The sequence below is a fragment of the Solidesulfovibrio magneticus RS-1 genome (assembly GCF_000010665.1).
GTDB classification, from domain to species: domain Bacteria; phylum Desulfobacterota; class Desulfovibrionia; order Desulfovibrionales; family Desulfovibrionaceae; genus Solidesulfovibrio; species Solidesulfovibrio magneticus.
Genome location: NC_012796.1, coordinates 3,402,045 through 3,425,882 on the forward strand (window position 1 = coordinate 3,402,045; position 23,838 = coordinate 3,425,882).

Consider the following 23,838-nt stretch of genomic DNA (forward strand, 5'->3'; position numbering starts at 1 on the left):
AGAAACCATGGCCTTGACGAGAAGAGCCTTCCTGAAGACCGGTGTCGCCGGCGCGGCCTGTATTGCCTGCGGCGCATACGCCATGCCGGGCCCGCATCCTGCGGCCGCCGCGACGATTCCCTGGACCAGCCTGGAGCGGACGGTGATTGCCGTCCCCGTGCCCGTCGCGTCGCCCGCCCTGCCGCCAACGGACATCGCCCAATTCGCGCGGTACGGCTATGGCGTCTGGCAGTATGGCCCGGGGCTGGCCTGCCAGAAGAGGCTGGACCTTATGCCGTCCGGCTACAGCGGTCAGGGCGTGACCCCGGAGGCGCGGCTGGTCCGCTTTTTCACCATCAGCGACATCCACCTGACGGACAAGGAATCGCCGGCCCAGTTGATCTGTCTCGGCCTCGCGAAACATATCTCCTCGGCCTATTCCCCGGTCATGCTGTACACCACCCAGGTGTTCGACGCGGCCGTGCGGACCATTAATGCCCTCGACACCCAAGATCCCCTCGATTTCGGCCTCTCCCTGGGCGATGCCTGCAACAGCACCCTCTACAACGAACTGCGCTGGTACGTCGACATCCTGGACGGCAAGCCCATCACCCCCAGCAGCGGCGCCCATGCCGGGGCCGACGCCATCGACTACCAGAAACCCTTCCAGTCCGCCGGGCTTCACAAGTCGATCCCCTGGTACCAGGCCATCGGCAATCACGATCATTTCTGGCTGGGCTCGGCCCCGGTGGACGACTATTTGCGCCAGGCCTGCCTCGGCGATACGGTGCTCAACCTGGGAAACATCCTGGCCGACGGCATGGACAGCCGGGGCTTTTATATGGGGACCATCGACGGCAGCACCCCGCACGGCTCGGTGATCGATTCCGGGCCGGTGGCCGAATTCGCCGCCCCGCCCAAGGTCGCCCCAGACCCCGACCGCCGGCCGCTGACGCGCAAGGAATGGATGGGCGAATTTTTCAAGACGTCCTCAAAGCCGGTCGGCCATGGCTTCAGCCAAGCCAACGTCGATGCAGACTTTGCCTGCTACAGCTTCGAGCCCAAGTCGGAGGTGCCGCTGAAGGTGATCGTCCTTGACGATACCCAACAAAACGAGGACTTTTCCGGCCGGGAGTTCCTCTGGCACGGCAGCGTGGACCAGAAGCGCTGGGATTGGCTGGTCGGCGAACTGGACAAGGGGCAGGCCGAGGGCAAACTCATGATCATCGCCGCCCACATCCCCATTGGCGTGGAAAAGCCGGGCGCGTTCATGAGCTGGTGGGGCAAGGCCTACGTCTCGGAGGAAGCGCTTTTTGCCAAGCTGCACAGCTATCCCAATCTCCTCCTGTGGCTGGCCGGACACCGCCATTACAACACGGTCACGGCTTTTCCCTCCCCGGACCGGATGCGGCCGGAACTCGGCTTCTGGCAGGTCGAGACCGCCTCGTTGCGGGATTTCCCCCAGCAATTTCGCACCTTCGACATCGTGCGCAACAGCGACGACACCGTCTCCGTCGTGACCATCAATGCCGGTCCCCAGCTTGAGGACGGCTCGCTGGCCGCCGTGTCGCGCGGCCATGCCATAGCAGCCCTGCAACTCATCATGAACCCGGCTATCTCCTCCAACCCCATGCTCTATCTGCCCACGGGATCGTACAACGGGGAGCTGGTCGTGGGGTTGAGCCCGGAGATGCAGGCGAAGCTGCAAACACACGGCACGCCGATCCCGGCAAAAACGGCCCCGGCGACAACCGGGGCCTAAACGCCACGCCTGCGTCACAAGCCAGTCCCGGCTTTGCGGTGCGCCCGGATTTGCCGGAGGCGCTGCGGGGAACCGGCTCGGCCAGGGGCGGCGTGGAGATATTTCCCTGGCGTTGCCTGTACGGGCAAGCGGACAGGCATGGTTTGGGTCGCTGCGTTTTCGAGGCAGGAATTCTTTGCGTATGGGTGGCGTGACGCCAAAAGCATGGGAAAATAAGGCAGACCGGTGTCTTCTACAAAAATGCTGTCTGGGCTGCGTCGTGTTGTCTGTGCCCTGGCCCTGCTTGTCTGCCAGCCCTGGGCCACGGCCTTGGCGCAGCAGGCAATTGTGACGCCGATCCTCACCACGGCTGAGAACTTCAGGGATATTGCCGGAATCGCGGCCAGTGCCGGCGGGACCGGCTTCGCCAACCTGACCAGCAACTTCGGCGTGATGCGGACCGGAGTTTTTTATCGTTCCAATGTCCTGGAACTGAGCACCGCAGATTGGACAACCCTCTCGTCGCTGCGCATCGGCCGGGACATCGATCTGCGCACCCCCGGTGAAATCAGCACGACGCCCGACGTGGTGCCGGCTGGAGCCGTCTATACCAACATCAATGTCATTGGCACATCGACTCTGCCCACCATGATTCCGGCCAACGCCACGCTTGCGTCCCTGCTCAGCGTCGGCCAGAGCGGCTACCAGACTTTTGTGACCAATCCGGTCGAGCGGGAAGGCTTTCGCACGGTCCTTCTCACCCTGGCCCATGACCCTGGTCCCGATCTCTTCCACTGTTCCATGGGCAAGGACCGCACCGGGTGGACGGCGGCGCTCCTGGAGAGCATCGCCGGCGTCCCGTCGACGACCATCATGAACGACTATCTGGCCTCGAACACCTATCTGGCCGCAACCATCGATGCCCAGGCGACGGCCCTGGTGGCGGCGATCCCGGAACTGCGCGGCGTGGACCTGACCACGCTTCTCGGTGTCGATTCCAGTTATCTCCAAGCGGCACTCGACCAGGTGAACACTTCGTATGGCTCCATGTACGGCTACCTGATGCAGGGCCTGGGCCTCAGCCTGGAAGACATCTATGTGTTGCGGGCGAAAATGGTCAATTACACTCTGTTGCCTGGACAAAACGCCTTTTCCGGAAACGATGTTTCCGGGGCCTCGTTTTTAAACACCTTGCAGAACTCCTCCCTTTCCGGCCATTATACCGCCTATAATTACTATCTGCAGTCGTCGGTGGACGCAGGGACGCTCGGGGGTGTTCAGAGGCAGGTTGGCGGCCAGGTTCATGCCGATGCGGCATCCTACCTGTTGCGGCAGCCTCGTTGGATCGATGCGGCCATCGCGCCCTATACGAACAGCCGTGATCTTTCCGAAGGCCAAGCCCGGATGTGGCTGTCCGGGATGGGGAGCGGCTTCTGGTCCCAGGCTCGGGCAGGCATTTCCCCGAGCACGGAACACAGCGCCGGCACGCTTATCGGCGTGGCCTACCGCCCAAGCGAGCGGGCCAGCGCCAGTCTGGGCCTCGGCTATACCGCCGGCACCGTCGAAAGCGCCGCAGCCACCGCCAGGGTGAACACGGTCATGGCCACAATCGGCGGGCGCTACGGGTTTTCAAGTCTGGAAACCGGTCCGTACGTCATCGGACGTGCAGATGGCGGTTGGGTCGACTACCAAAGCAGCCGTCCCCTAGGTGGTGGCCTGGGGACGGCCAGCGGACACACCAACGGTGCCCTTTTAAGTGGATTAGCCGGGTTGGGTGACGTCATTCGTCTTGAGCCGTTCACGTTTACGCCCCAAATAGGAATTCGCGTGACGAGTCAAACCCTCAACCGATTTACGGAAAGCGGCAGCGAAGTCGCGCTTGGCGTCCATGGCCTCGACAACACCGCCACGAACCTCCTGCTCGACCTGGAAGCGAGACTTGATCCGCAACAACTGGGTACCTGGAACATAACACCCGCAGTCCTGCTCAGGTATGAGCGCTACCTCGGCAACCCCCAGGTCGAAAGCACGGGAACGCGGTACGGTTGCGCCGTGAGCCAGAAGTCGGCCTTTGACAGTCGCGATCTCATGACTGCCGGCCTAGGTGTTGTTGCCAAGCGCAATGCCCTCACCCTGGAGGGCAGAATCAATGCCGTAGTCGGCGACGGAGCGGGGAGCACCGGTGTCAGCGGACAATTCTCTTTGGGGTACAGCTTCTAAAAGGTGTGCCTCCCCCAGCAATCTGCCTTTTGGGAAGATGCGGTCTGGCATATTTTTTTCAAGAATTCAGTGTTATTTTGGCACGTTAGGCAGTTGCAAAACCATCAATCTGCTTAGAAGGCCGCCCTTGATTTTTTAACATATTGAAATCATGTAATTTTTTAAAGGAAAAACTACCGCCCCTTGGACAAAATCGATCCTCGCTGGGACATTTCCGGTTCTCCAGAGTTTATCCAAAATCCCGGTTATCCAGGGCTGGAGAACCTATTTCAGCGTTATCCAGTAGAAATTGCAAGCTTCGTGACAACTCCCGAAACAATATAAACATAAATAGGGTTTAAATCGAACCAAACCGAGCTTAAAAATATTAGATCATAATGCAAAGCGACACTATAAAGCTAAAAACTACAGCAAGGATGAAAGCGAATCCTTGTCAACAATATTGCTAAACAATCGTTTAAAGCCAATAACTTTTGCACCGTTAAATTCTGTCGAAGCACAACCATCCTTCCAAAGACTACAACTGTCAACGCGAACATTAAAACGATCCACAAACAACTCAAAACTTTTCTTTCCTTCACAAACAATGATCTTTGGCATGCATTCCGAAACAATAACCATAGCGCATTCCTTTGAAACACTGTCAATATCTAATTGAAAATTATTCTTGATCAAGCCCAAAAGCTTCCACAGATCGCGCTGATTATCAGTTGCGAGGAAGTAGTGATTGATCTTTGTCGAGCAATCTAATTTTTCAGACTTTTGTGCCTTCTTAAAAACATCTTTAATTTCTCTAGCCAAAGAATAGTTTCCTTTAATATATTCTAGTTCTATTTCTGGATCAAATTTTTGGACTCGCAATCCATGTTCCCCATAATACCCTGAGCCAGGATTAAGCCCAACAAAAAGAACTTCAGGTTTCTTAATTAGTGGACCATAAAAAACCTGACACCCTTTATATAATTTATCAATTTCAGAATCATGCAGGCATGAATCCAAAATAGTCTTATCCAAATCCTTAACCCGAGACAATAAAGAAACCATAGAATTCATACAATCCCCCTACAAATACGAATTAATCGCGCCCATACCACAGCAAGTGAAGTCAATTCAACAGCACAAGGACAATACATGATACACCGAAAACATTTTTCAGTCGAAAGCTACTGGAGAAGAATCTCCCAACATTCGGGCATAATAGCGAGCATATCATCAAAAACTTGTACCACTATAGTCTACGCCGAAATGATCATAGTAGTAAATTCGGAAATATTCTATTTTTCTACAATCAGACAAACAAGTCAAGCCACTAACTATGGTTGGCAGAAAAAAACATCTGATATTGAAACTTGCCAACGATATCTACACATTCACAACCATCACACAGCTGAATTCATCAACTTGTTCACGCATATAATCCACCGAAAAAAACATGGCAGCACTTGGGTTAACAAAGGCCCTCAAACGCTCCACAATGGAATCAATGAAATCGACGCCAAGCTCTACTTTTTTATCTAAAACTAAAAAAACAAACAGCCCTGTCGTTTGTCGAATCAAATTTTCATGTCTTAACACAAAAGCATCTAAACTCGCAACAGCGTTTTTAAATCCCGACTCGAAGCGCACCCCGACAGAAAGCTTGCCGCCCATGACAGACTTCAAATCAGCTACATCAACGCAAATCAAAGACCTTCTCAAAAAAGCGTGTGCGATAGTATCTAAAATTCGAGACACCGCATCATTGTCAGTATCATTATAGAAAGTCAATCCTGCAAAACTCTCTCCAAACAGCCCAGAGCAATCCAACGCACTAACCATCATATCCTTAAAACCAAAGACACTTATCATAAACAACGCGCCATCAGAAGTCAAGGCATGCTGGTTCATCACCATTCTATTCAGGTCTTCTGATCCAACAACAAAACAAAGCATACTCATGTTTGATATTTTTGACAATAAGACATCATTTACATATTCGACTACCTGCAAGCTTGAAGCAACCGTCTTGCCTTCAAGAAAATTCCAATCCGAGCATTCCATATCAATCAAACAAGAACCAACACTTTTAGGCAAACAGTTATATGCATGCTTATTTTCTTTATGAACAGGCGCAACTTCAGTGACGATTATGTTATCATACTCATCCATATAATTTCCAGCATAGGCAAGAAAAACACGTGCGCAAAAATGTTGTCTCACTGTTTTGACTCCAAATAAATTGACACAACGTCAGCCACCCCGGCTTATCCGGGGTGGCACATAAACAGATCGATGCCGGCCCAGCAAGGTTGTCTATGGTAAAGCAATATCTAGTTTCCTAGCCAAACTCATTACAAGTTCTTCCCCTTCGTACCGCTCGCAATAGCCGTCCTCATCCAGGGAATAGGTCTCCCCTGCGTTTGTACCCCGGCTATGGTTGATCCCATGCCCCCCTTTTAGCACAACACCATAGATATCTTTATCCGAATCTTTAAAAACATATACAAGACTTCCGTTATATGTTTGATAAAGACAACCATCTTCTGGCACCACAGCTTCAGTGTCCTTGAATTGTTCCAATGTAGCAACAACCATCTTCAATCGCTTAAGTGTCGCAGTAACTTTTGACATGCCACTTCTCCATTCAGACAATTTGGTTATTCATTTTTTTACCACAGAACACAACGAACACAAGACGCAAAACAACCAAAGACCACACCAAAACAAACAACTCAATAAATATCTTCTAAAGAATAATGTCGTTACCACAAGCCCATACTTTCATAATCAAATTTGTCCAAAGGGAAGCGATCAGATTCTGTCCAACCCTCTTCTTTGAGATCTATGATGATATGCTGCATGGCTACCTTCTCGGCATAGTCTCCAAAAATTTCTATCGCCTGCTTGACTCCAGCCGCATGGTGCCTGAGTTTCCGATGCCGGGTCATATAGGGTTCGACACCATGAAATTCATCAAGCCAACGATGTATCTCTGGGTATGGATTCCCAAACTCTCTCTGAGAAGCCTCACAATGCTTTTCGAAGGTAGCCATGCAAATTACCTATTCAAAAACCACATGGAAATAAATCTGCTCATAATCATCAGACCGAACAAACACAAACTCCCCATTGCCGACGAAGCAGTCAATCGCAAACCACTCCTCCTCATCGCCGTCTTCGTATGCATCCGACTTGTAGAACCATTTTGAATTTTCCTTTTTGAAGACGACTTGAAATTCTTCATCATTGCCACGAAGTTCGACACGCAGGGTGTGTTCCTTCGGATTGACTACGATTGAATCCACAGCAGATGGATAATAAAGGCCAGCACGCTCATCCCTATCGATCCAAAAAGTGTAGACATCCGCAATGTTGTTTTTAAAAATATCCATATTTCTCCCTAGACATTACTGGTTAAAGCTTTTACCATCTCACACTTGAAATCATAAGCACAGCGTGCCTTTTCAACCAACATACAAAAACGCAACTCGATTCCTTCAATGGTCAACGATGAACCTGTGTTCCAATAACTACAGCTGCTGCAAAACTCAAACCGACTATCCCTCTTTTCATCACCTGACGTCACCATCTAGCCCTCCCTGTCAGCCATGGGCGGGATAGTAGTTGCGGACCGTTCCATAATTCGGTACTTTTAAAGAAATATTTTATTGTTTAAAAACAGATGGTTGCGCAAATGCCGCCCAAAAAAGACCAATATTCATCACCTTCACAAAAAATCCTGAACCTTTTCAGCATATTACTTTTCACCGGACGCCAATTTTCACTTGGACAAATTGCTGAAATGCTTGAATGTTCGAAACAGACCGCTAGCAGAATTACCGAGGAGCTGGCCCGCACGCGTGACATTCAGCTTAGAGTCTGGAAGGAAGACCGCCAGAAATGGTTCCAAATAGAGTCATCCCCGCGTCCGCACGTGTCACTTTCCCCCAGAGAAATTCAATTGCTGGGGATGTGCAAGGAACTCGTTTGGCATCTTTTGCCGAAAGGAATCTCTGAGGAGGTGGAAAGCGCTCTTAATAAAACAACCGCTCTTCTCCCCAATATGGCAAACAGAGCGGATGCCCTCGACTCGATTTACGATGTCTCAGTTAAAGGAGCTATCGACTACACACCTTACCAAGATATTATTGAAACAATCCTACATGCCATTCGCGAAAAAAATGTTTGTGAAATTATTTACCAGTCACCGCATCGCTCAGAACCCAAAAGTCATTGTTTCGCTCCGATGAAAATCATTTCTTACCATGAATCCCTTTATGCCGAGGGTTTTTCCCTTAACAATGAGACGGACCAAGAGATACTGCACCAAACAACATTTTCTATTCATAGGATCAACGATGCAACGATATTAAACCGCAAACATCATTTCGAAACTCGAGAAAACGACCAGAAACAACAAGCCTTTGGCTTTATGGAAGGTGAACCATTTCCAGTCTTGATTAAATTCACTCCGCAGGTTGCACATTATATCAAAGAAAGAATATGGAGTGACCACCAAACAATTAAAAGCTACAAAGACGGCAGCATCTTATTAAAATTCATGGTTCAAAGCGCGCCAGAACTAATCGCATGGGTCTTAAGCTTCGGAAAAGAAGCAAAACTTATAAAGCCTAAAGCTCTTAAAGAACGAGTCGCAGAAGAGCTAAAACTAACGACACTACTTTACAACTAAACAAACCGTTCTGGAGCTAACTACATGACTGGGTTAGTTATAGATTTTGAAACAAATGGATTTTATCGATCTTCTGTTCTATCTGTTGCCGCTATAAAAATAGATGTCGATTGGAACCTCAAAAAAGTAGACAGGCTCGATACATTCGTGCGACACTATCATCCAGTTGAAAAGTGGAATCCGCATGCACAAGCTGTTAATGGCCTCTCTGCAAAGAAAATAGAAAGGCTACGAACAAGTGCCGAATACCCCGCCTACTTTAAGGACGATCACGGGTTAACTAATTTTGCTAGCGAAGCTGTGTTCGCAGTTGCCCACAATGCTAAGTTTGATAGTAGCTTCGCCAATCTCCAGATTCCGTGGATATGTACCATGAAACTTTGCGGCGGCAAATTAGCGGATGCTGCAAGATTGAGAGGGATTGTTGTCAAACAATCTCAACTTCACGAAGCTCTATACGACGCCGAAGTTTGTTTAGACTTATTCACACTTCTTGTACGAGATGAAAAATATTTGCCACAACAAGACTCACAGCTTCGACGACACTACAACACTAACAGGTGACTATTGGCATGCTTCAACGACGTGATGCTCTCGACTCAACAACTAAAACAAGGAGAATATATGGAAAGTTTCGGCGACGTGGTCTACAAATCAAATATTGGAGATGGCCCAGGAATAAGAACTACTAAAGATTTTTTAGAAAAAATGACAAAAAATCTACTCTTAAACTCAAAAGAGTATTGCGACATCACCGAGGAACTTCCTCTTTGTTTCAAAGAAAAGCAACTGCTGCCGTTGCTTGGTTCTGCTATTCAGAAAACTACCCCAGCTTTCATGGGTGAAGTACCAATTACACGAAGTTCAATTTTCAAAAAAAGCAAATCATCCCCTGGATTTGTTGACTTTTGGGCTACATATCGCAACACTAGTTTTTTTATCGAAGTCAAGCACAGTTTCTTTTCTTATTTTTCGCAAGAAATAAACTCACACTCAATAAAAAAATGGGAGACGGCCATTACCCAACTAAAAACATCTGCAAAAGCTTTACGAGAAGGATGGAATATATCCCAGCAAGCCATGCTCATTTCATTAATGGTAATGCCATTTTACATATCAGAATCAGCAGTCAAAAAACAAAAAAGAGAACTATCACCCAAGAACATAGACCAGTGCAGTGCCAGCATCCTAAATGCACTAGTTCCAGACTGGTATTCAACTTGCTACTTAAATGGTAAATATTCTGGGCCTTATAAGTACCTCAAATCAAGTGAATACCATCCTGCGATCGGGGTCTATGCTAAAATTATTAAGTGTACCGAATAAACACTTAACAGGCCGTTGCAAAAAGCTGTTTCCGGCTATTCTCCCCCGCAGATGACGGCGATGGGCATGATTCCACAGCATCGTCCTTCGACCACCATGACGATGGCCAAATAGGCCATTGAGGGATGCTGATTGGGCCAAATGAGCGCAAGCCAGGCACTGGCCCAGCCCCTGGGGGTGCCATGGCCGGTCTTGACCCGCATCAGCAGGCCGAGATTGAAACCGGCCACATGGAGCAGATACCGTTTCTGGATGTTCTCCCGTCCCCGGAGCCAGACCCGGCGCATACCGCCAGACCGGTCCAGCGTATGCTCGAAGCTTCTTTCGACCAGTTCCGTCCGCTGTTTTCCCATGGCCTTCCCGACCATCGACGATATCCGGATTCGGTTGTTGTACACGGCGCGCCGCGCCTCATGATCGCCACGCCAGGAGTTCAGGCCGTTGCGCTTGGGTTCGGCGATTCTCGTCCGCCATGGCCCTCCGTCCAGGTCTTTGAGGACATCCCGGGAGAAATAGCCCTTGTCCGCGACCAGTTCCGCAGGATCGTCCGGGCATGGCGGTGTGGAAGTGACCCGTCGCAAACTTTCTTGAGCGGCTTTCAGCGTCTTTTGCAGAGTCGAAGTGTCCCCCTTGTCCGCTTCATGCACCTCGACCGCCACGACCGCGCCGGTGTCCAGGTCCACCGCGTGCTCCGGCTTGTACGCCAGATGCGTTCGGCCATCCTTCATCTTGGCGATCTTCGCCTCGGGATCGACCTGCGACTGCCAGTCCTTGTTCGAAAGCGTCTTGCCGACGCGCTTGCGGTCCATGCGAGCCAGATCCTCATCCGTCGGAGAGTCGATGCCGCTCTCCTTAGCCATGCGCAGGAGCATCTTGCGGTAGCTCTCACCCGTGTCCCGGCGCACGATGGTTTTGAGCGCCGCGTTGGCCTCCATGGTCGAAGCGTCCACGCCAATGCGGCCTCCAAGGACCAAGCCATCCTTGCTGAGCAGCTTGAGAACCCAGGTGAAAACCTCTTGGTGGGTCGCCAGCGGCAGACGGGACCGTGTCCGACTGAGCGAGGAATGATCCGGCACAGACTCCTTGGGCGAAAGCTGGAGAAAATCCCGGAGGGAAAGCGAATCGGCGCAGCGCCACTCAATGCCGCGCTCGCTGTCGATGCCCTCGAAATACCCCACGAGGTGCATCCGAAAATACCGGCCAGGCGGAATGGAGGGACGCCCCTTGTCGGAATAGAAGGGCTTGCACAGCTTCTCGGCGAAACCATCGAAGGCGGCTTTCCGGAGAGTCTGCTGGAGACGATCGTAAAAAGCGTGCCCACGAGACCGAGGAATCTCATCCCAGGCCAGATACATCGTCCCCTGCTGATCACCCTGACGGCCAAGCCCCATCAGATCACCTCCGGAACCGCGATGGCTGGATTCTCGGTCACTTGGCGGAGTTTTTCAACACGCTGTTAAAAGAAATTTTTTTAACAAAGCCCACGCCAACCAATTTTCCTGGACGACGTGGGCCTTTCAGCATAACTACCTGAAAATTCGCACTAACTTGACTTCTTCTCCAGCACGATTTTGCCCTCTTCCAGACACGACACCTTGAATTCATCACCCTGGCTGAACCCATAGTTAGACATGAGGGTCGGGGACAGACGAAGCCCCGTGGTCCCGAACTTGGCATTTCCAGAAACGGCTCTGTCCCCCATACCTTCGATCTTATAAAACTTCTCGTCCATCTGCATCAACTTCAAGAGATGGGCTTTCAACGTCACCTTATCAATCTCGAAAGCATCAATGATCTGCTGAGCGGTTTTCCCTTCGGTGATCATGGTGCGAAGTTTCATCGCGTCGAATTTCGATGCCGGAGGCATAGGTTTATCTCCTTAATTTTATTTTAACGACCTAAGGAGACATTACCCAAGTTTCTCTTCTTGTCAACTTCTAGGCAATAATTCGCCCCCAAGATGCTCAGCAAGATGAAATTCCGCATTTACCCTGACAGGACATTCAGCTTCATATTTATATTGCGCACGACCAACCACAAAGGCATCAATATCTTTCCAAAATCCACTTGTTCTAGATTTATAGCACTCAACAAAAATCAGCTCATTTGATCGCATAATACACTAAAATATCATTGTATTTTACACCCCTCCCCTGGCCCAGCCCCTGCCCCAGACATCCCCCAGGCTCGCACCCTCCTCCCCTCCCTGGGCCATTCCCAAGGGACCAGGGCCAAATCCCCACCCGCTCCCTCAAAACGCAGGGTGACCCCGCCCCGGCCCAATGCCCGTTTTCGCTGCCGCCCCGTGACCGGCCCCATGGCCCAGGATACCTTTTCCGGGTCCGATTCCTGGCCCACGAGGTGAACATGCCGACCGAAGCAGAATCCAACGACAAGGCACTCGAACTGGTCGAGGAAATCGTCCAACGGTTTCGGCCGATCGAGCAGCTGTTCGACGTCATGGGCGCGGCGGATGCTGGCGTGCAGGGCGTCTTTGTGCGCCGATGGGCTGAAATTGGCACCCATCTCGCGACAAGCTTTCGGGAACACCTCGACCAGATGGTCGCAATAGCCAGGAACGACGACCGGAGTCCTGGCAAGTCATCAACTTCAACGGAGGAATAGAACATGATCATTTTGGAATTTATCGCCGGAATCGCTTTGGGTGCTGTAGCTGGCGGCGTCATCAAGGTGATCACTCATGGTGGCGGTGCCATTGTCGGAAGGGACAATGTTCGAAATGCAATCAAGAAAGAAGAAAGGAACGTACGTGGACGGTTCAACGACCTAAAGGTCACCAAGAACGACCCGAAGTTCTACGAGTAATCGAGAACTTGCCCCGAAGGAGAACTCTCATGGACGACTGGCCGATCATTTACAGCTACACCCGCGCCCAGGCCATCGCCGACGGCGTCCTAATCGACGTCACCGCCCAAGCCGCCGAGGTGGGCTTCAAGGTGCACGCGGTGGTCACCGACCATCTATATAATAGCTATGTGGTACCGCCGGCCGGGCTGGAAGGCGAAGGGCAGTCCGTCGAGGGCCGGCTTCACGACTTGCTCTTTCGCACCCTGCTCGCTGCTAAGGCTATCAAGGATAGCGACCGCGCCGAATTCGACGTCCTTTTCCTCATGGCACCGGGGCGGTGGGACACGGCCCATGTCGTGGCGGTCATCGGCCCTGGTGACCAAGGCGAGCCGGTCATGACGATCATGCTGCCCGAGGACGATTAAAACTACCTGAAACTACATGACAAACTGTTTGTAACGACACGCACTAATTTCAGACGAAATCACGATGAAATCGCTGCGTGACTTTTTGAACCAAACTGTGAAAGTGGAAATAATCTGAGCTTAAAGCGTAGAAAAATATTCTCTAGTGGTAAACAAAAAAGTCTCACCCCAGGATTTTGAGCACCGACCTTGAAAAGACAAGGGGTGAGTGGTAAATTTGTTTTTTCCCTTGATCCGCCAATATTACGAGAGCCAGAGGTGCGGTCTTGTACATTGTGCTTAAAACATACGCCCTCACAATAAAGAACAGTGAAATTTAATGACATCACTTATTTCCACGCTCATATTTTCTCCGAGAAAAACCTAGAGAATCAAGCTTGCTGCGGAACGTAGAATAATTAACGCCTGCATGCTCTGCTGCTTTAAGTTTGGTTTTGTATTTATCAATTAGATATTTATAATACTCTCTAAGCAAATCATCCTCATTCAAGCCAAATAATTCAAAATCCATTCTATTTACATCCTTACCACCCATAATCATATTAAACTCATCATCAGTCAACATCTGCTTTACATGCATCTCCCAAGACTCGTTAAAGGCACATTCGTATTTAGTAGCGATCTTAACGCCAGCTACAAATTCTAAAGCTTGTTTAACCAAATTTTTCTTGTAGAATTTCTCAAAAATATTTCTTTCAAGACTGCTTGTCCAACACGTATCAGCGATAGAATGTTCATGGGAACTAAATATATCTTTAGCCGCTCGTGGATTCTTTAAAAATAATCTACAAAGAGAGTCAAAACAAATGCCAACATTTTCAATCTTATCCATAGTGTTAATTAAAAATATTTTCTCAAATAGCTGCTCAACACAAGATGAATCACGCCAAACAACAATCGATTTATAATAATTACATTTACAGCCTTGAGCTTGTTCATAATTGGCCAAAAAATTTGCCTGATTTAACATTACGAACTCGTAAGTTTTTTTCTGAGTTGTTTGCTCATAATTCAATTCAGAATAATCTATATCATCGAGTTTATTTAAACATTCTTCAATCAAAGTATCCAAATTATCGTTAATGAGCATTTTTATTTGTTTGTAAAAATCATACAAATCTCCAGAGAGACTTAAGGGGAAAGGTATGGAAAGACCATACTTTAAAAGTATTTTATTAAGACTATTGACATCAAAACCATTGCCAGCAAGCTTCACATTGAAATCACACAAAGACGAAAAAGACAATAACGTTTGCCGCTTGTCACTAGGCAAACACAACGGATTCGAATCCATCCCTTTACCAGCCCCACTATTACCCTGGCCACCTGACACCAAGCTATCTTCAAGCATTATCAAGGAAATAACTCGCTCAATTTCTCGAACATTTCCAGGCCAATTATACGACAAAAGTGTAAGAGCATGCTGCGGAGTAAGCCTACAGAAGATGTCAGGATGTTTGTACGCAATAAAATATAAAACATCTAGTCGTCTTTCGTGCACAGGTGGTATAAAAATCGGGAAAAATCTAAACCAAAAATCAGGCCTAAAAGACTTTTGGGTTTTATTGGTAGTTCCTATAATTTTCAAATTAGCACTTTCTAATTTATTACTTCCAACCCGGCGATACCTCCCTTCTTCTATAAAAATCAATAACTTTGCTTGAACTTCTTCTGAAAGCTCTCCGATCTCATCGAGTATCAACAAGCCACCATCCGCAACTTTTACAATGCCTTCTTTGTCACGAGTTGCGCCTGTAAAAGCACCTTTTATATGTCCGAATATCTCTGATTCAGCGATCTGGCTTGTGAAAGATGCACAATTCAAACGGACGATTGATTTAGGAGAAACTCCATAACTTAAAGCTATTTGAGTTGCAGCCTCAAGAAACAAACTCTTTCCAACACCAGAATCTCCAATCACTAATATTGGAGTTTTGTGATACAATGGATTCTTCAACAAATAATCTTTTGCGATAGTTGTAAATTCACAAAAAACCCCTTGCTGTCCAGGCAAAACTATCCATGCTTTTTCTTTAAAATCAATACCCATACTTTCTCCATACATTAAGTTTTGAAACTCTAGATTTACACCATCAATAAATGACCATGACAGTCGATATTTAAGCACACCTCAAAACCAGCAACCAACGAATGCCCTGACTCGTCAATACCGTCGCAAAACCTCTAACTGGGCAGGCCTCTACCCGTCGTCCAGCCTTAAAATCTTCCCAGACAAAACCTCCGACGTCAACCTCTGCCAGAGAACAAACGGGATATATCGCATTTTATCGTGGCATATCCCGTTTACAAACACATTTTTCTCCAATCTTTGACAAAAAATTCAATTATTTCAGCACAGATAACCTTGGCACACTTTCTGCTTTTAGCTGAGCATCTTTGACAACGGAAAGTGCCAAATGAGCCAACGCCGGCACATTGCTGTACGCCAACACTTTCCCACATAGAGTGCAGAATTGTTTTCAAGCCTGAGTCTTCATAGAGGGTCAAGCCAACCCTTTACGAATGACGCCTGGAATCAACATCAACATTCTAACTGAGTTGGCGTTGTTCTCAACAAGAGACTTTCCACCAACAAGAAGGAGAATTGTCATGGCTTGCAATCCTAAAGCTCGCACGGCGAGCAAAGAACAGAAAGATATCTTTGTCCAGCAATTCATTGAGAAGTACGAGAACAAGAATGGATTGCCTGTCGAAGTTGACGTGAAGGACGCCAGCAACGCCTTCAACGTGTCCACTTCTATCATCAAGGAAATCTACATCGATGCGATCGGCAAGGGAATGCGCAATGTCAGTTTGAACAGTGCGGACCATTGTTCCGATAAACCCGAAAAGCAGTCCATCAACTCCAAAGGGAACTTCATTCTTCCGAAAGATACGATCGCAGAGTTAAACAAAACTCTCGAAGAAGAACGGAAGTTCAAGACCGGGGACAAGTTCACCGCCACGCTTGAGGGCGAGAGGATCATCCTGGACAGGGTTCCGTGTGAATTCCCTCAGGAACAGGATGCACCCAGCGAAGCGGCCTAGCCGACACCCGATCACCCCAAACCCCAGCGGCGTGGTTCGCTTAGTGACGCGAGCCGCGCCACCCAAAAAGGTACCCATGACCAACCACACCCATGAGACCCCTGGAAGCCCGGCTGACACCCCCTCGGCCCACGACAGCGAGTGCGACGGCGACATGCTGCTGCCGCTGTTAGGCGCGCCGTTCGAACCCGTCGATGAAGACGGCACCGGCAATCCGCTTCGGTCGCTCCCCTGCGACGAAAACGGCGACGTGTTCCTCCCCCTCTTGGGCGACGAGGACGAGGCCCTGACCCCTGGCAACACCAACACAAACTTTCCTACGAACGAGTACAAAACGATGAACAACTGTGACTATGCTGCGAGCTTCCGTGACCTTCTGGGAAATCTTGTGGTCGTCAAAGTGTGGAACACTTGGCGCGGATTACGCTTCACTTGGCAGAAGACGAGCCGTTTCGAAATCTCGCCGAGCCTGCGTGACCTCTCTAAAGATATCAAGCTGTGGAGCATCATCAACGGCAACTTCGAGTCTCGAGAGCTTCTTGTGACCATCTACCACGTTGATGCTTCTATCCTGACGAAGGGCTACATGCACCGCCTTATCAGGTCCATGATCAAGCACCACGCGAATGCGACCACTATTAGCCTGCCCAAGTTCGACGACCTCCAAGCCTATATCGCCTGGAACGCGCGAGCCTAACCAGCAGACGCCATAATGGAACCGATCTAGGACGAAAGAGAAAGACGAGGGGCTTGAAAAAACACCCCAAGCAGGAGGACTCATCAAAAACGACAATAACATGTTATGCGCTAAGCACAAACATCCGAAACAAACAGCATCACATCGAACCAACCTCAACAAATAACAACACCAAAACATTGGGCAAAAATGCCAGCCTTGCGCACCCTATTGGTGCGCGAGGCCATTCTCTCGGTATTTAAACATCTACCGAAGAGAAGTTTAGCATGTTGGATCATCCATCATCGACAGCGATGAAGCCTAGCGAGTTCTGGAGTATCCTTTGGCTTCAATACCAAGGGAAAGGGGTCCAAAACCTTTGGACGCTCCCAGATACGAAGACCTACAACTTCGAATGCTCAACGGAACTTGGCTCTATCGACGATACTGTCGAGTCACTCGTACAAGAAGGCAAGGACGTCTACTTCCAGGTCGGACTGCAATCCCAAAAATGGGGTGCGCATAAACGAGGCAAGGAAGAGACAACCATTGCCATCCCTGGTTTCTGGCACGATGCCGATATCGCCGGCCTGGGCCATAAGCAAACGGCCCTGCCGGAAGACTTGGACGCGGCTTTAAGCCTGCTGTTCGGCTTCCCCCTCACCCCGACGCTGATCGTCCATTCCGGCGGGGGTCTGTACCCGTTCTGGCCCTTGAAAACGCCCTGGGTCTTCAGCTCTGACGCCGAGCGAGAAGCAGCCAAGAACCTTTCAAAGCAGCTCCAGGACGCGCTGAACGACCTCGGCAGACAGCGCGGGTACAAGCTCGACTCCACGTCAAACCTTGACCGGGTGCTTCGGATTCCGGGGTCGATGAACTTCAAGATACGCGAGAATCCTCGCCCCGTGCGCGTCATCCACTACGACCCAAGCAAGCGTTACACCCTGGACGAGATTAAGGATCGTTTGCCGGCACGGGCTATCTCTGTCGTCGCGCCTCCAGCCCAAAAGGGGACGAGCATCCCCCCGGGCGAGACGAAATACCCCCCGGCCGATCTGAACAAAATCGTCCAAGGCTGTGCATGGATGTGCCACATCCGTGACGATGCCACGGCCTTAACCGAGCCTGAATGGTATGCTGGCATATCGATCTTATCCAGATGCCAAGACGGTCGTTCTATAACCCATCAATGGAGCAAACCTTACCAAGGATACAAACAACAAGAAACAGACAAGAAGTTTGACGATGCTCTTAACAATGCGGGGCCTCGAACGTGTGAAAACATCAGGCAAAGCTGCGGCGGCGAAGCATATTGTAGCAAATGCTCGTCGTGGGGCAATATCAAAAGTCCAGCAGTCCTCGGCATTTCTCAAGCCTTCATAAAGGAGTATGTCGCAGATAGCTTGCCTGGGGCTCCTGTTTCGCAAGGCATTGTCATACCGGAAGGATACGTCATCAGTTTAGAGCATGGAGTTGAACGCATCGAAATGCGAGGCAAAGGGGACGACAAATCCGAAGTAAAAATAAAGGTTCTTATCACACCTCTTGTCATATCTAAGCGCCTTGTCGATGTAAACAATGGCGAGGAGTCCATTGAGATCGCTTGGTATCGCGATGGGGCGTGGAAATCACGGATAGAATCTCGTTCTACGATCTTTACCGCAAGGGAGATCATGAGCGTCGCAGGACAAGGTCTCGCTGTCAATTCGAATACGGCGTCTTTAGTCGTTGCATATCTGGCAGACTTTGAGCAAGCGAACAGAGACATCATACCTGTTGTATCTGTCACATCCGTATTAGGATGGCAGAAAGGCCTGAAGACCTTTCTTTGGGGCAAGCAGGTTCTTGCGTCTCCTGGCTCAAACAACCATGTCGTGTTCAAAGCGCAAGAGGATGGCGACGATCAGATTGCCTCTGGGTTTTACGCTAAAGGATCATACCAAGCATGGGTCAAAACAATCAACAGTTTGTATGACCACGAACGATCGATCATGATGGTCTATGCTTCGTTCATCCCTCCTTTCTTGAAAATCATCGAGGCAAACAACTTCGTTGTCGACCTTGCATTTTCAAGCTCTAAAGGAAAGTCAATAGCCTTGCGTTGTTCCGCATCCGTTTGGGGCGACCCTTCTGGAACTGGAAACACGGTGTTCTTCACGTGGAAGACATCCGAAGCATGGATTGGTCAAACTGCAACGCTTGTCACCGACCATCCGTTAATTCTTGATGAAACAAAGCTTGCCGGAACAGCCGGCAAGAAAGGAGAAGCAGCAAGCAAGGTAAGTTCAACGATTTATCAGGTATCAAGCGGACAAGATAAAAGAAGGGGTTCACTTAAAGGAACCAGGAGAACCGGCACTTGGCGTTTGGTCCTTTTGTCTACCGGGGAACAACGGGCCGTTGATTTCTGCAAGGAAGACGGCGGTGCCCATGCTCGCGTCTTAAGCCTTTGGGGAATGCCGTTCTCGGGAGACAACCTCGCAGACTACGTCAACGATGTCGAACTCACGGTCAAGGAGAACTTCGGCCATGCCGGCCCAAAAGTAGTCGAGTTCATCCTCGCACACAGACGCGATTGGCCGCTGTGGCGCGAGACCTATCTGGAGCTTCGACGGTATTACACCAAACGTGCCGGCGGCAATAACATCGCGGTGCGGCTCAGCGACCACCTCGCCGTCCTCAACACGGTGATCCCCTTGGTCCACGCCGCCCTGCCCGAGTTGAAGCCCACGCGGCCCATCAGGGAGTACCTTGATGGCATCTGGGACACGGTCAGCAGGAATGCCATGGAAGCAGACAGAGCGACCGTTGCCTTACGGCATGTATATGACTGGTCGGTTGCAAACAGAGACAAGTTCTTCGATGGCAATGCTCACGACAACAACCAGACCTATGTTCCGTCCATGGGATGGGCTGGACGCTGGGACAATGGCAAATGGAGTGAGATAGCTTACCTCAAACCTCAGTTAACCAAACTGATAGAGGAATCTGTCGGTGAACCCGATGCGATCATCAGAACATGGGCAGACCGAGACTGGCTGTACAAAGACAAGCAAGGTCGGAACCAACGACAACTGACAATCCGTGGACAGAAGACTTGGGTTTACTGCCTCAAGAAGTCAACCGTCGAAAAGGAACTTGGCATCAAATTCGATGACGACGCAACATCGACGACCAAGGATTTAAAACCACCGTTTTAAATAAAAGGGGAGGAAAGAGGGCATCCTGCGGTCCTGAGGGCCGCAGGACAGCCCGCAGGACAAAGTTTTATAATAAAAACAATATGTTATTTACAATTTCCTGAGAATCCTGAAGGATTTAGGGGGTATGGTCCAAGGGGCACCAAAACGCCATTTCGCCCATCGGGCTCCTTCCCCCAAAGGGCCACACCCTGTTTTTGCGCAGTCCCGCAGGAATTCAGGAAATGGTTTATAACATATTAAAATAATTTATTTTTTTAACAAATCTACGTCCTGAGGCCCTCAGGATTTTTCAGGACTGCCCTAACAAGGATGCAAATCCGGAGGATAATATGAGTTATTTCGATGAAATGCTGGATCGATACGGACTGTCCCATGACATTTTCGGCCTGTCGCCTGTCACCACACCGGCTTTACGGGACACACCGGTCGCATCGAATTCACAACCTATTTTGGCCGCACCAGACGAGACGCCGGCACCGGATACGCAGGCGGAAGCGACCGCGGTGCCCCTCGAGATCGAAAATGCGCCTGTCGTCGACCCTGCGCCAGAGCACGACCCTTCGTTACCGCCGTGGGGGCGTGACGAAGACGACGACCTCCTCGCTGGTATGCCGGATTTAATCGCCGGCACCGCAGAGGGCATCTTCTAGTCAAAAGTGGAGGTGAATGGCATGGCGGTCGATTTCAGACTGCCATGCCACCCCATGGACCAAACAACCAGGCCGAGCTATGCATATGGAGTCTGCCGTTTCGTTCGGTCAGCTCAAGAAAAACAATCATGAGACGTCGAGTTTATCGATCATCCGCATAAAAAAGTTACCTGTTTCACGTCAACCAGAACGATACATAGAGATACAAACATGACAATAATCGCGGTTCGTAGACAGAAATAAGTTGATAATATCATTGTATATTACAGAATACATATCAGACTATTTTGAATTTTCAACTTGCGTTTCTAACACGAGCTTTCGAAATCGTTTCATGTCTTTCAGAATTTACGAATGATCTTTCAAATATAAGCGTAGTTAAATCGCCATGGGTGCCTTGCATCAAGTCGGTGGTCGAGCGTTGCTGATAGTGCAACCATTATGTATGACCTAGATACATAATGCGGTCGAAAAATGTACTTGACTCAGAATTATCAAACTTCTTGTCGATCTCCATCGAACAAGACTTCCTGAGCATGATCTACTCGATATGAAGTAATTCAGTCGGGGGAGGGATTGAGACCGAATGACTGGCCCGTATTCATGATCTTTCATGAAGAAGCTATGGTGGCGCATATGGTGAACGAGGTTCATGGCAAACCGAAGTTTATTGGAATCTCCAATTCCGAAGATATAGTTAGGTGACGTATCTTCTGACCATATGCAAGCGATTAGGCGTGGGACTGTCAGAAATGACCAGACTTAAGACCAAGGGAAATCCTTAGGGGATGCTTTTCAGTAGAACGTTGGAGAAGTTTATGTCCTATAAGGATGGCTGCGTATCCGTAAGGGATACGGCAAGAGATGTTGCTATTTGAAAATCATTCAGAAACCTGAATAGACACGGAACTTCGTTTTGAATCCTCAAGATACACTTGTTGAAAAACTTCGAATAGCCTTGATCGTTCTGGAACTACCATGATTTTTCAATACATCTCTTGCTTCAGCCCAATACGGGGAAACCGTACGTTGGGTTGTGAAGGACGCTTGATCCGGCGACGAATCATTCGATCCTAAAGTCGCTGTCCTCCCTGGTGGTTTAGACCATCGGGGACGACGGCGAGACTACGCGCTTCTGCTGAGGACCGCGCCTTCGGGCATGGTCCTCTTTTTCGATCAGAAATTGGACCGGACGGTGGCCCCATGGCCCGCCCCCGATCCTGGCCCCGGCCGGCCCACAAAACCGGCCCTGTATCCTCCCCGCCCTGGGCCGTTTGGACCCCGCCCCATAGTTTGCCCTCCCCCGTGACCAAAACCCCCGGAAATCTGACCCTGGGGCCATAGCCCGTTTTCCACCGGGGCTCTTGCCGCCGTAACGGGCCGCTTACGAGAAATAGTAAGCAAGTAACGCTACTTTTTAAGTATCTTCGAGCAAATACAGAAATTATCAATCAAACCAAACAAAGGAGCTTGTATGAGCAAGAAGACTGATACTGCGGCTGTGGAAGGACAGGATGGTTTCGACAAGAAGAAGATCGAGTCGAAGTACAATCCTTCGCTTCTTCGCGAGTGCATCTTCAACGGCATGGACGCCTCGGAGATCATGGTCAAGATGGATGTCAAGCATCGTCAGACCTTGAAGCAATACGTCTTGAAGCTGATGAGCGACGACAAGACCTACTACGAGGTCAAGGGCCTTTACCTCAAGAATTCGAGGAGGCCCAAGGTGAACAACAAGATGGAACTGAAGATCTATCTCAAGAGCCTTGACCTACAAGGCATGTCCATCAGCGAAGGCGACGAGTTTTCCATTCTGGTCGAGGATCAGAAGATCATCTTGACCAAGGTTTAGTACATTTGGACTTTAACATAGTCATATCGCAAGATGTGACTATTTTTCGATTCTTTCGCGCAAGATCGAGAATTATATGCAACTTCATACAGAAATTACACTTATAGCGAATGTACGTTTTGTACCCAAAACGAACATTGGAGGCATTTATATGGACTTCTGCAAGAAATCAAAGGCGTTACCCCCAGGGGCTTTGGAGCTCAAGGGGACAAGGCCGATTTAAATGCACGTTTCCAGCATGGTCGGAAGAAAAACAAGCATTGGAGGCAACGATGAAGGTCGAACCCATTATTGACGTGAAGAGCATCAAAAGCATCAAGAAGATACTTTCTGACAATCTTCGCGACAAACTGCTCTTCATCATGGGCATCAACACTGGACTTCGTGTCCAAGACTTGCTTGCCCTCAAGGTCGGCGACGTTCGAGAATCAAATGTCGGCGACCGTGTGGTCTTGCGCGAAAAGAAGACTGGCAAGGAGAACGTGTTCATTATGAACAAAGAGATCAAGCTAGCGCTTGATGACCACCTCAATGAATCAAAGCTAAATGATGAGCATTACCTGTTCAAAAGTCGTAAAGGAAAAAACTATCCTCTCACGACATTTGCCGTCACCAAGTACGTCAAAGCGTGGGCTGAAGCTGTTAACCTGAAAGGGAACTATGGGGCCCATACGTTGCGCAAAACATGGTGCTACCACCAGCGCAAGGCATTTGGCGTACCATGGGAAGTACTGGCAAAGAGACTCAACCATTCTAGCCCATCGATCACACGTCGGTATCTTGGCATCCAGGAGGAAGAAGTCGAAGAAATATTAATGCATGTCATTTAAAAACCAGGGGCCTTCCCGGCCCCTTTTCTTAGCGACACGACAAGATGCTCAACAAGAGCATACCATATTTACCTTAACAACAAAATATATTTCGACGACATAATTGTCTCTTCGTAACCAGGCAACGAAAGGCTCACAATAAGCACACTTGTTCAAGAGGTTAATCATGGACGGAGGATATGGCTAACGGCCTTGGGCCGTTTTACGATTTGGAACGTGCTGCGGAGTATTGTGGATACAGTACTTCGTACTTTGCAAAGCTGATCAGAAAGAAAAGCATTAAACGATATGGACCGTCTCAATCTCGGTTCGCTCGTGCTGATTTAGATCGCTTTATGGCTAATCCAGATAGCTTCTCATCAACACTCGAAATGAAACCTAGAACTCCTATCGAACTTGAGGTGTAAC

At 49.3% G+C, this 23,838-nt stretch carries 23 protein-coding genes; 15 read left to right on the forward strand and 8 right to left on the reverse strand.

Annotated elements, in window-relative coordinates; translation table 11 throughout:
- The first annotated feature begins 7 nt into the window (after window positions 1–7).
- Together DMR_RS14370 and DMR_RS14375 are read left to right on the forward strand one after the other, a co-directional pair.
- Window positions 8–1,741 (forward strand): TIGR03768 family metallophosphoesterase, encoded by a 1,734-nt coding sequence (locus DMR_RS14370; protein ID WP_015861650.1) that lies wholly within the window; start codon window positions 8–10, stop codon window positions 1,739–1,741.
- 327 nt (window positions 1,742–2,068) lie between these two features.
- Complete coding sequence (locus DMR_RS14375) at window positions 2,069–3,940, forward strand: tyrosine-protein phosphatase (RefSeq protein ID WP_232502802.1); 1,872 nt, start codon at window positions 2,069–2,071, stop codon at window positions 3,938–3,940.
- 405 nt (window positions 3,941–4,345) lie between these two features.
- Here DMR_RS14375 and DMR_RS24530 read toward each other — a convergent pair whose 3' ends face one another.
- The 5 genes from DMR_RS24530 to DMR_RS14390 form a co-directional block, all read right to left on the reverse strand.
- Entirely contained in the window at window positions 4,346–4,993 is a 648-nt protein-coding gene (locus tag DMR_RS24530; RefSeq protein WP_015861652.1) for a hypothetical protein, read from the reverse strand.
- Window positions 4,994–5,302: 309 nt separating this feature from the next.
- Window positions 5,303–6,088 carry a hypothetical protein gene (locus DMR_RS14380; protein WP_148208445.1) on the reverse strand — a complete coding sequence of 262 codons (786 nt, stop codon included), beginning with the start codon at window positions 6,086–6,088 and terminating at the stop codon, window positions 5,303–5,305.
- A gap of 144 nt (window positions 6,089–6,232) precedes the next feature.
- Complete coding sequence (locus tag DMR_RS24535) at window positions 6,233–6,550, reverse strand: hypothetical protein (protein WP_015861654.1); 318 nt, start codon at window positions 6,548–6,550, stop codon at window positions 6,233–6,235.
- A gap of 131 nt (window positions 6,551–6,681) precedes the next feature.
- Window positions 6,682–6,972: a DUF6915 family protein gene (locus DMR_RS14385; protein ID WP_043600741.1), complete on the reverse strand. Its 291-nt coding sequence runs from the start codon at window positions 6,970–6,972 to the stop codon at window positions 6,682–6,684.
- A gap of 9 nt (window positions 6,973–6,981) precedes the next feature.
- Window positions 6,982–7,311, reverse strand: coding sequence for a hypothetical protein (locus DMR_RS14390; RefSeq protein WP_015861657.1), 330 nt, complete (start codon window positions 7,309–7,311; stop codon window positions 6,982–6,984).
- Between the two features lie 302 nt (window positions 7,312–7,613).
- Here DMR_RS14390 and DMR_RS23485 point away from each other — a divergent pair, with 302 nt between their 5' ends.
- Genes DMR_RS23485 through DMR_RS24540 form a run of 3 tightly spaced genes read left to right on the forward strand, consistent with a single transcriptional unit; the run spans window position 7,614 to window position 9,938 of the window.
- Window positions 7,614–8,612: a helix-turn-helix transcriptional regulator gene (locus DMR_RS23485; RefSeq protein WP_158304252.1), complete on the forward strand. Its 999-nt coding sequence runs from the start codon at window positions 7,614–7,616 to the stop codon at window positions 8,610–8,612.
- A gap of 24 nt (window positions 8,613–8,636) precedes the next feature.
- On the forward strand, window positions 8,637–9,176 hold the full coding sequence (locus DMR_RS23490; RefSeq protein ID WP_015861659.1) for a 3'-5' exonuclease: 540 nt from the start codon (window positions 8,637–8,639) through the stop codon (window positions 9,174–9,176).
- 60 nt (window positions 9,177–9,236) lie between these two features.
- A complete protein-coding gene (locus DMR_RS24540) occupies window positions 9,237–9,938 on the forward strand; it encodes a hypothetical protein (protein ID WP_015861660.1) in 702 nt (233 codons plus the stop codon).
- Window positions 9,939–9,973: 35 nt separating this feature from the next.
- Here the strand turns inward: DMR_RS24540 and DMR_RS14395 are convergent, their stop codons facing one another.
- Together DMR_RS14395 and DMR_RS14400 are read right to left on the reverse strand one after the other, a co-directional pair.
- Complete coding sequence (locus DMR_RS14395; RefSeq protein WP_015861392.1) at window positions 9,974–11,329, reverse strand: transposase; 1,356 nt, start codon at window positions 11,327–11,329, stop codon at window positions 9,974–9,976.
- A gap of 152 nt (window positions 11,330–11,481) precedes the next feature.
- Window positions 11,482–11,805, reverse strand: a complete 324-nt coding sequence (locus DMR_RS14400) for a hypothetical protein (RefSeq protein ID WP_015861661.1) — start codon at window positions 11,803–11,805, stop codon at window positions 11,482–11,484.
- Between the two features lie 500 nt (window positions 11,806–12,305).
- Between DMR_RS14400 and DMR_RS14405 the strand changes: the two genes are divergently transcribed.
- From DMR_RS14405 to DMR_RS14415, 3 genes are read left to right on the forward strand one after another with little or no spacing between them, the layout of a single operon-like run.
- Window positions 12,306–12,563, forward strand: a complete 258-nt coding sequence (locus DMR_RS14405) for a hypothetical protein (protein ID WP_015861663.1) — start codon at window positions 12,306–12,308, stop codon at window positions 12,561–12,563.
- 3 nt (window positions 12,564–12,566) lie between these two features.
- Complete coding sequence (locus DMR_RS14410; RefSeq protein ID WP_015861664.1) at window positions 12,567–12,764, forward strand: hypothetical protein; 198 nt, start codon at window positions 12,567–12,569, stop codon at window positions 12,762–12,764.
- 29 nt (window positions 12,765–12,793) lie between these two features.
- Window positions 12,794–13,171: a DUF6573 family protein gene (locus tag DMR_RS14415; protein ID WP_015861665.1), complete on the forward strand. Its 378-nt coding sequence runs from the start codon at window positions 12,794–12,796 to the stop codon at window positions 13,169–13,171.
- Between the two features lie 325 nt (window positions 13,172–13,496).
- On the opposite strand, the gene DMR_RS23495 is transcribed toward DMR_RS14415, so the two are convergent.
- Window positions 13,497–15,221, reverse strand: a complete 1,725-nt coding sequence (locus DMR_RS23495; RefSeq protein WP_158304253.1) for a sigma-54-dependent transcriptional regulator — start codon at window positions 15,219–15,221, stop codon at window positions 13,497–13,499.
- Window positions 15,222–15,781: 560 nt separating this feature from the next.
- Between DMR_RS23495 and DMR_RS14420 the strand changes: the two genes are divergently transcribed.
- The 7 genes from DMR_RS14420 to DMR_RS25700 all read left to right on the forward strand — a co-directional run bounded on the left by DMR_RS14420 (window position 15,782) and on the right by DMR_RS25700 (window position 23,837).
- Complete coding sequence (locus DMR_RS14420) at window positions 15,782–16,219, forward strand: hypothetical protein (protein WP_015861669.1); 438 nt, start codon at window positions 15,782–15,784, stop codon at window positions 16,217–16,219.
- A 76-nt stretch (window positions 16,220–16,295) separates the two neighbouring features.
- The gene (locus tag DMR_RS14425; RefSeq protein ID WP_015861670.1) at window positions 16,296–16,916 is read left to right on the forward strand and encodes a hypothetical protein; all 621 of its coding nucleotides are present in this window, start codon (window positions 16,296–16,298) and stop codon (window positions 16,914–16,916) included.
- A gap of 266 nt (window positions 16,917–17,182) precedes the next feature.
- On the forward strand, window positions 17,183–20,095 hold the full coding sequence (locus DMR_RS14430; protein WP_015861671.1) for a DUF927 domain-containing protein: 2,913 nt from the start codon (window positions 17,183–17,185) through the stop codon (window positions 20,093–20,095).
- Between the two features lie 332 nt (window positions 20,096–20,427).
- A complete protein-coding gene (locus DMR_RS14435) occupies window positions 20,428–20,748 on the forward strand; it encodes a hypothetical protein (protein WP_015861672.1) in 321 nt (106 codons plus the stop codon).
- A 1,474-nt stretch (window positions 20,749–22,222) separates the two neighbouring features.
- Window positions 22,223–22,600, forward strand: coding sequence for a hypothetical protein (locus DMR_RS14440; RefSeq protein WP_015861675.1), 378 nt, complete (start codon window positions 22,223–22,225; stop codon window positions 22,598–22,600).
- 272 nt (window positions 22,601–22,872) lie between these two features.
- A complete protein-coding gene (locus tag DMR_RS14445; RefSeq protein WP_015861676.1) occupies window positions 22,873–23,430 on the forward strand; it encodes a tyrosine-type recombinase/integrase in 558 nt (185 codons plus the stop codon).
- Between the two features lie 179 nt (window positions 23,431–23,609).
- A complete protein-coding gene (locus DMR_RS25700; protein ID WP_081429620.1) occupies window positions 23,610–23,837 on the forward strand; it encodes a helix-turn-helix domain-containing protein in 228 nt (75 codons plus the stop codon).
- Window position 23,838: the final 1 nt, after the last annotated feature.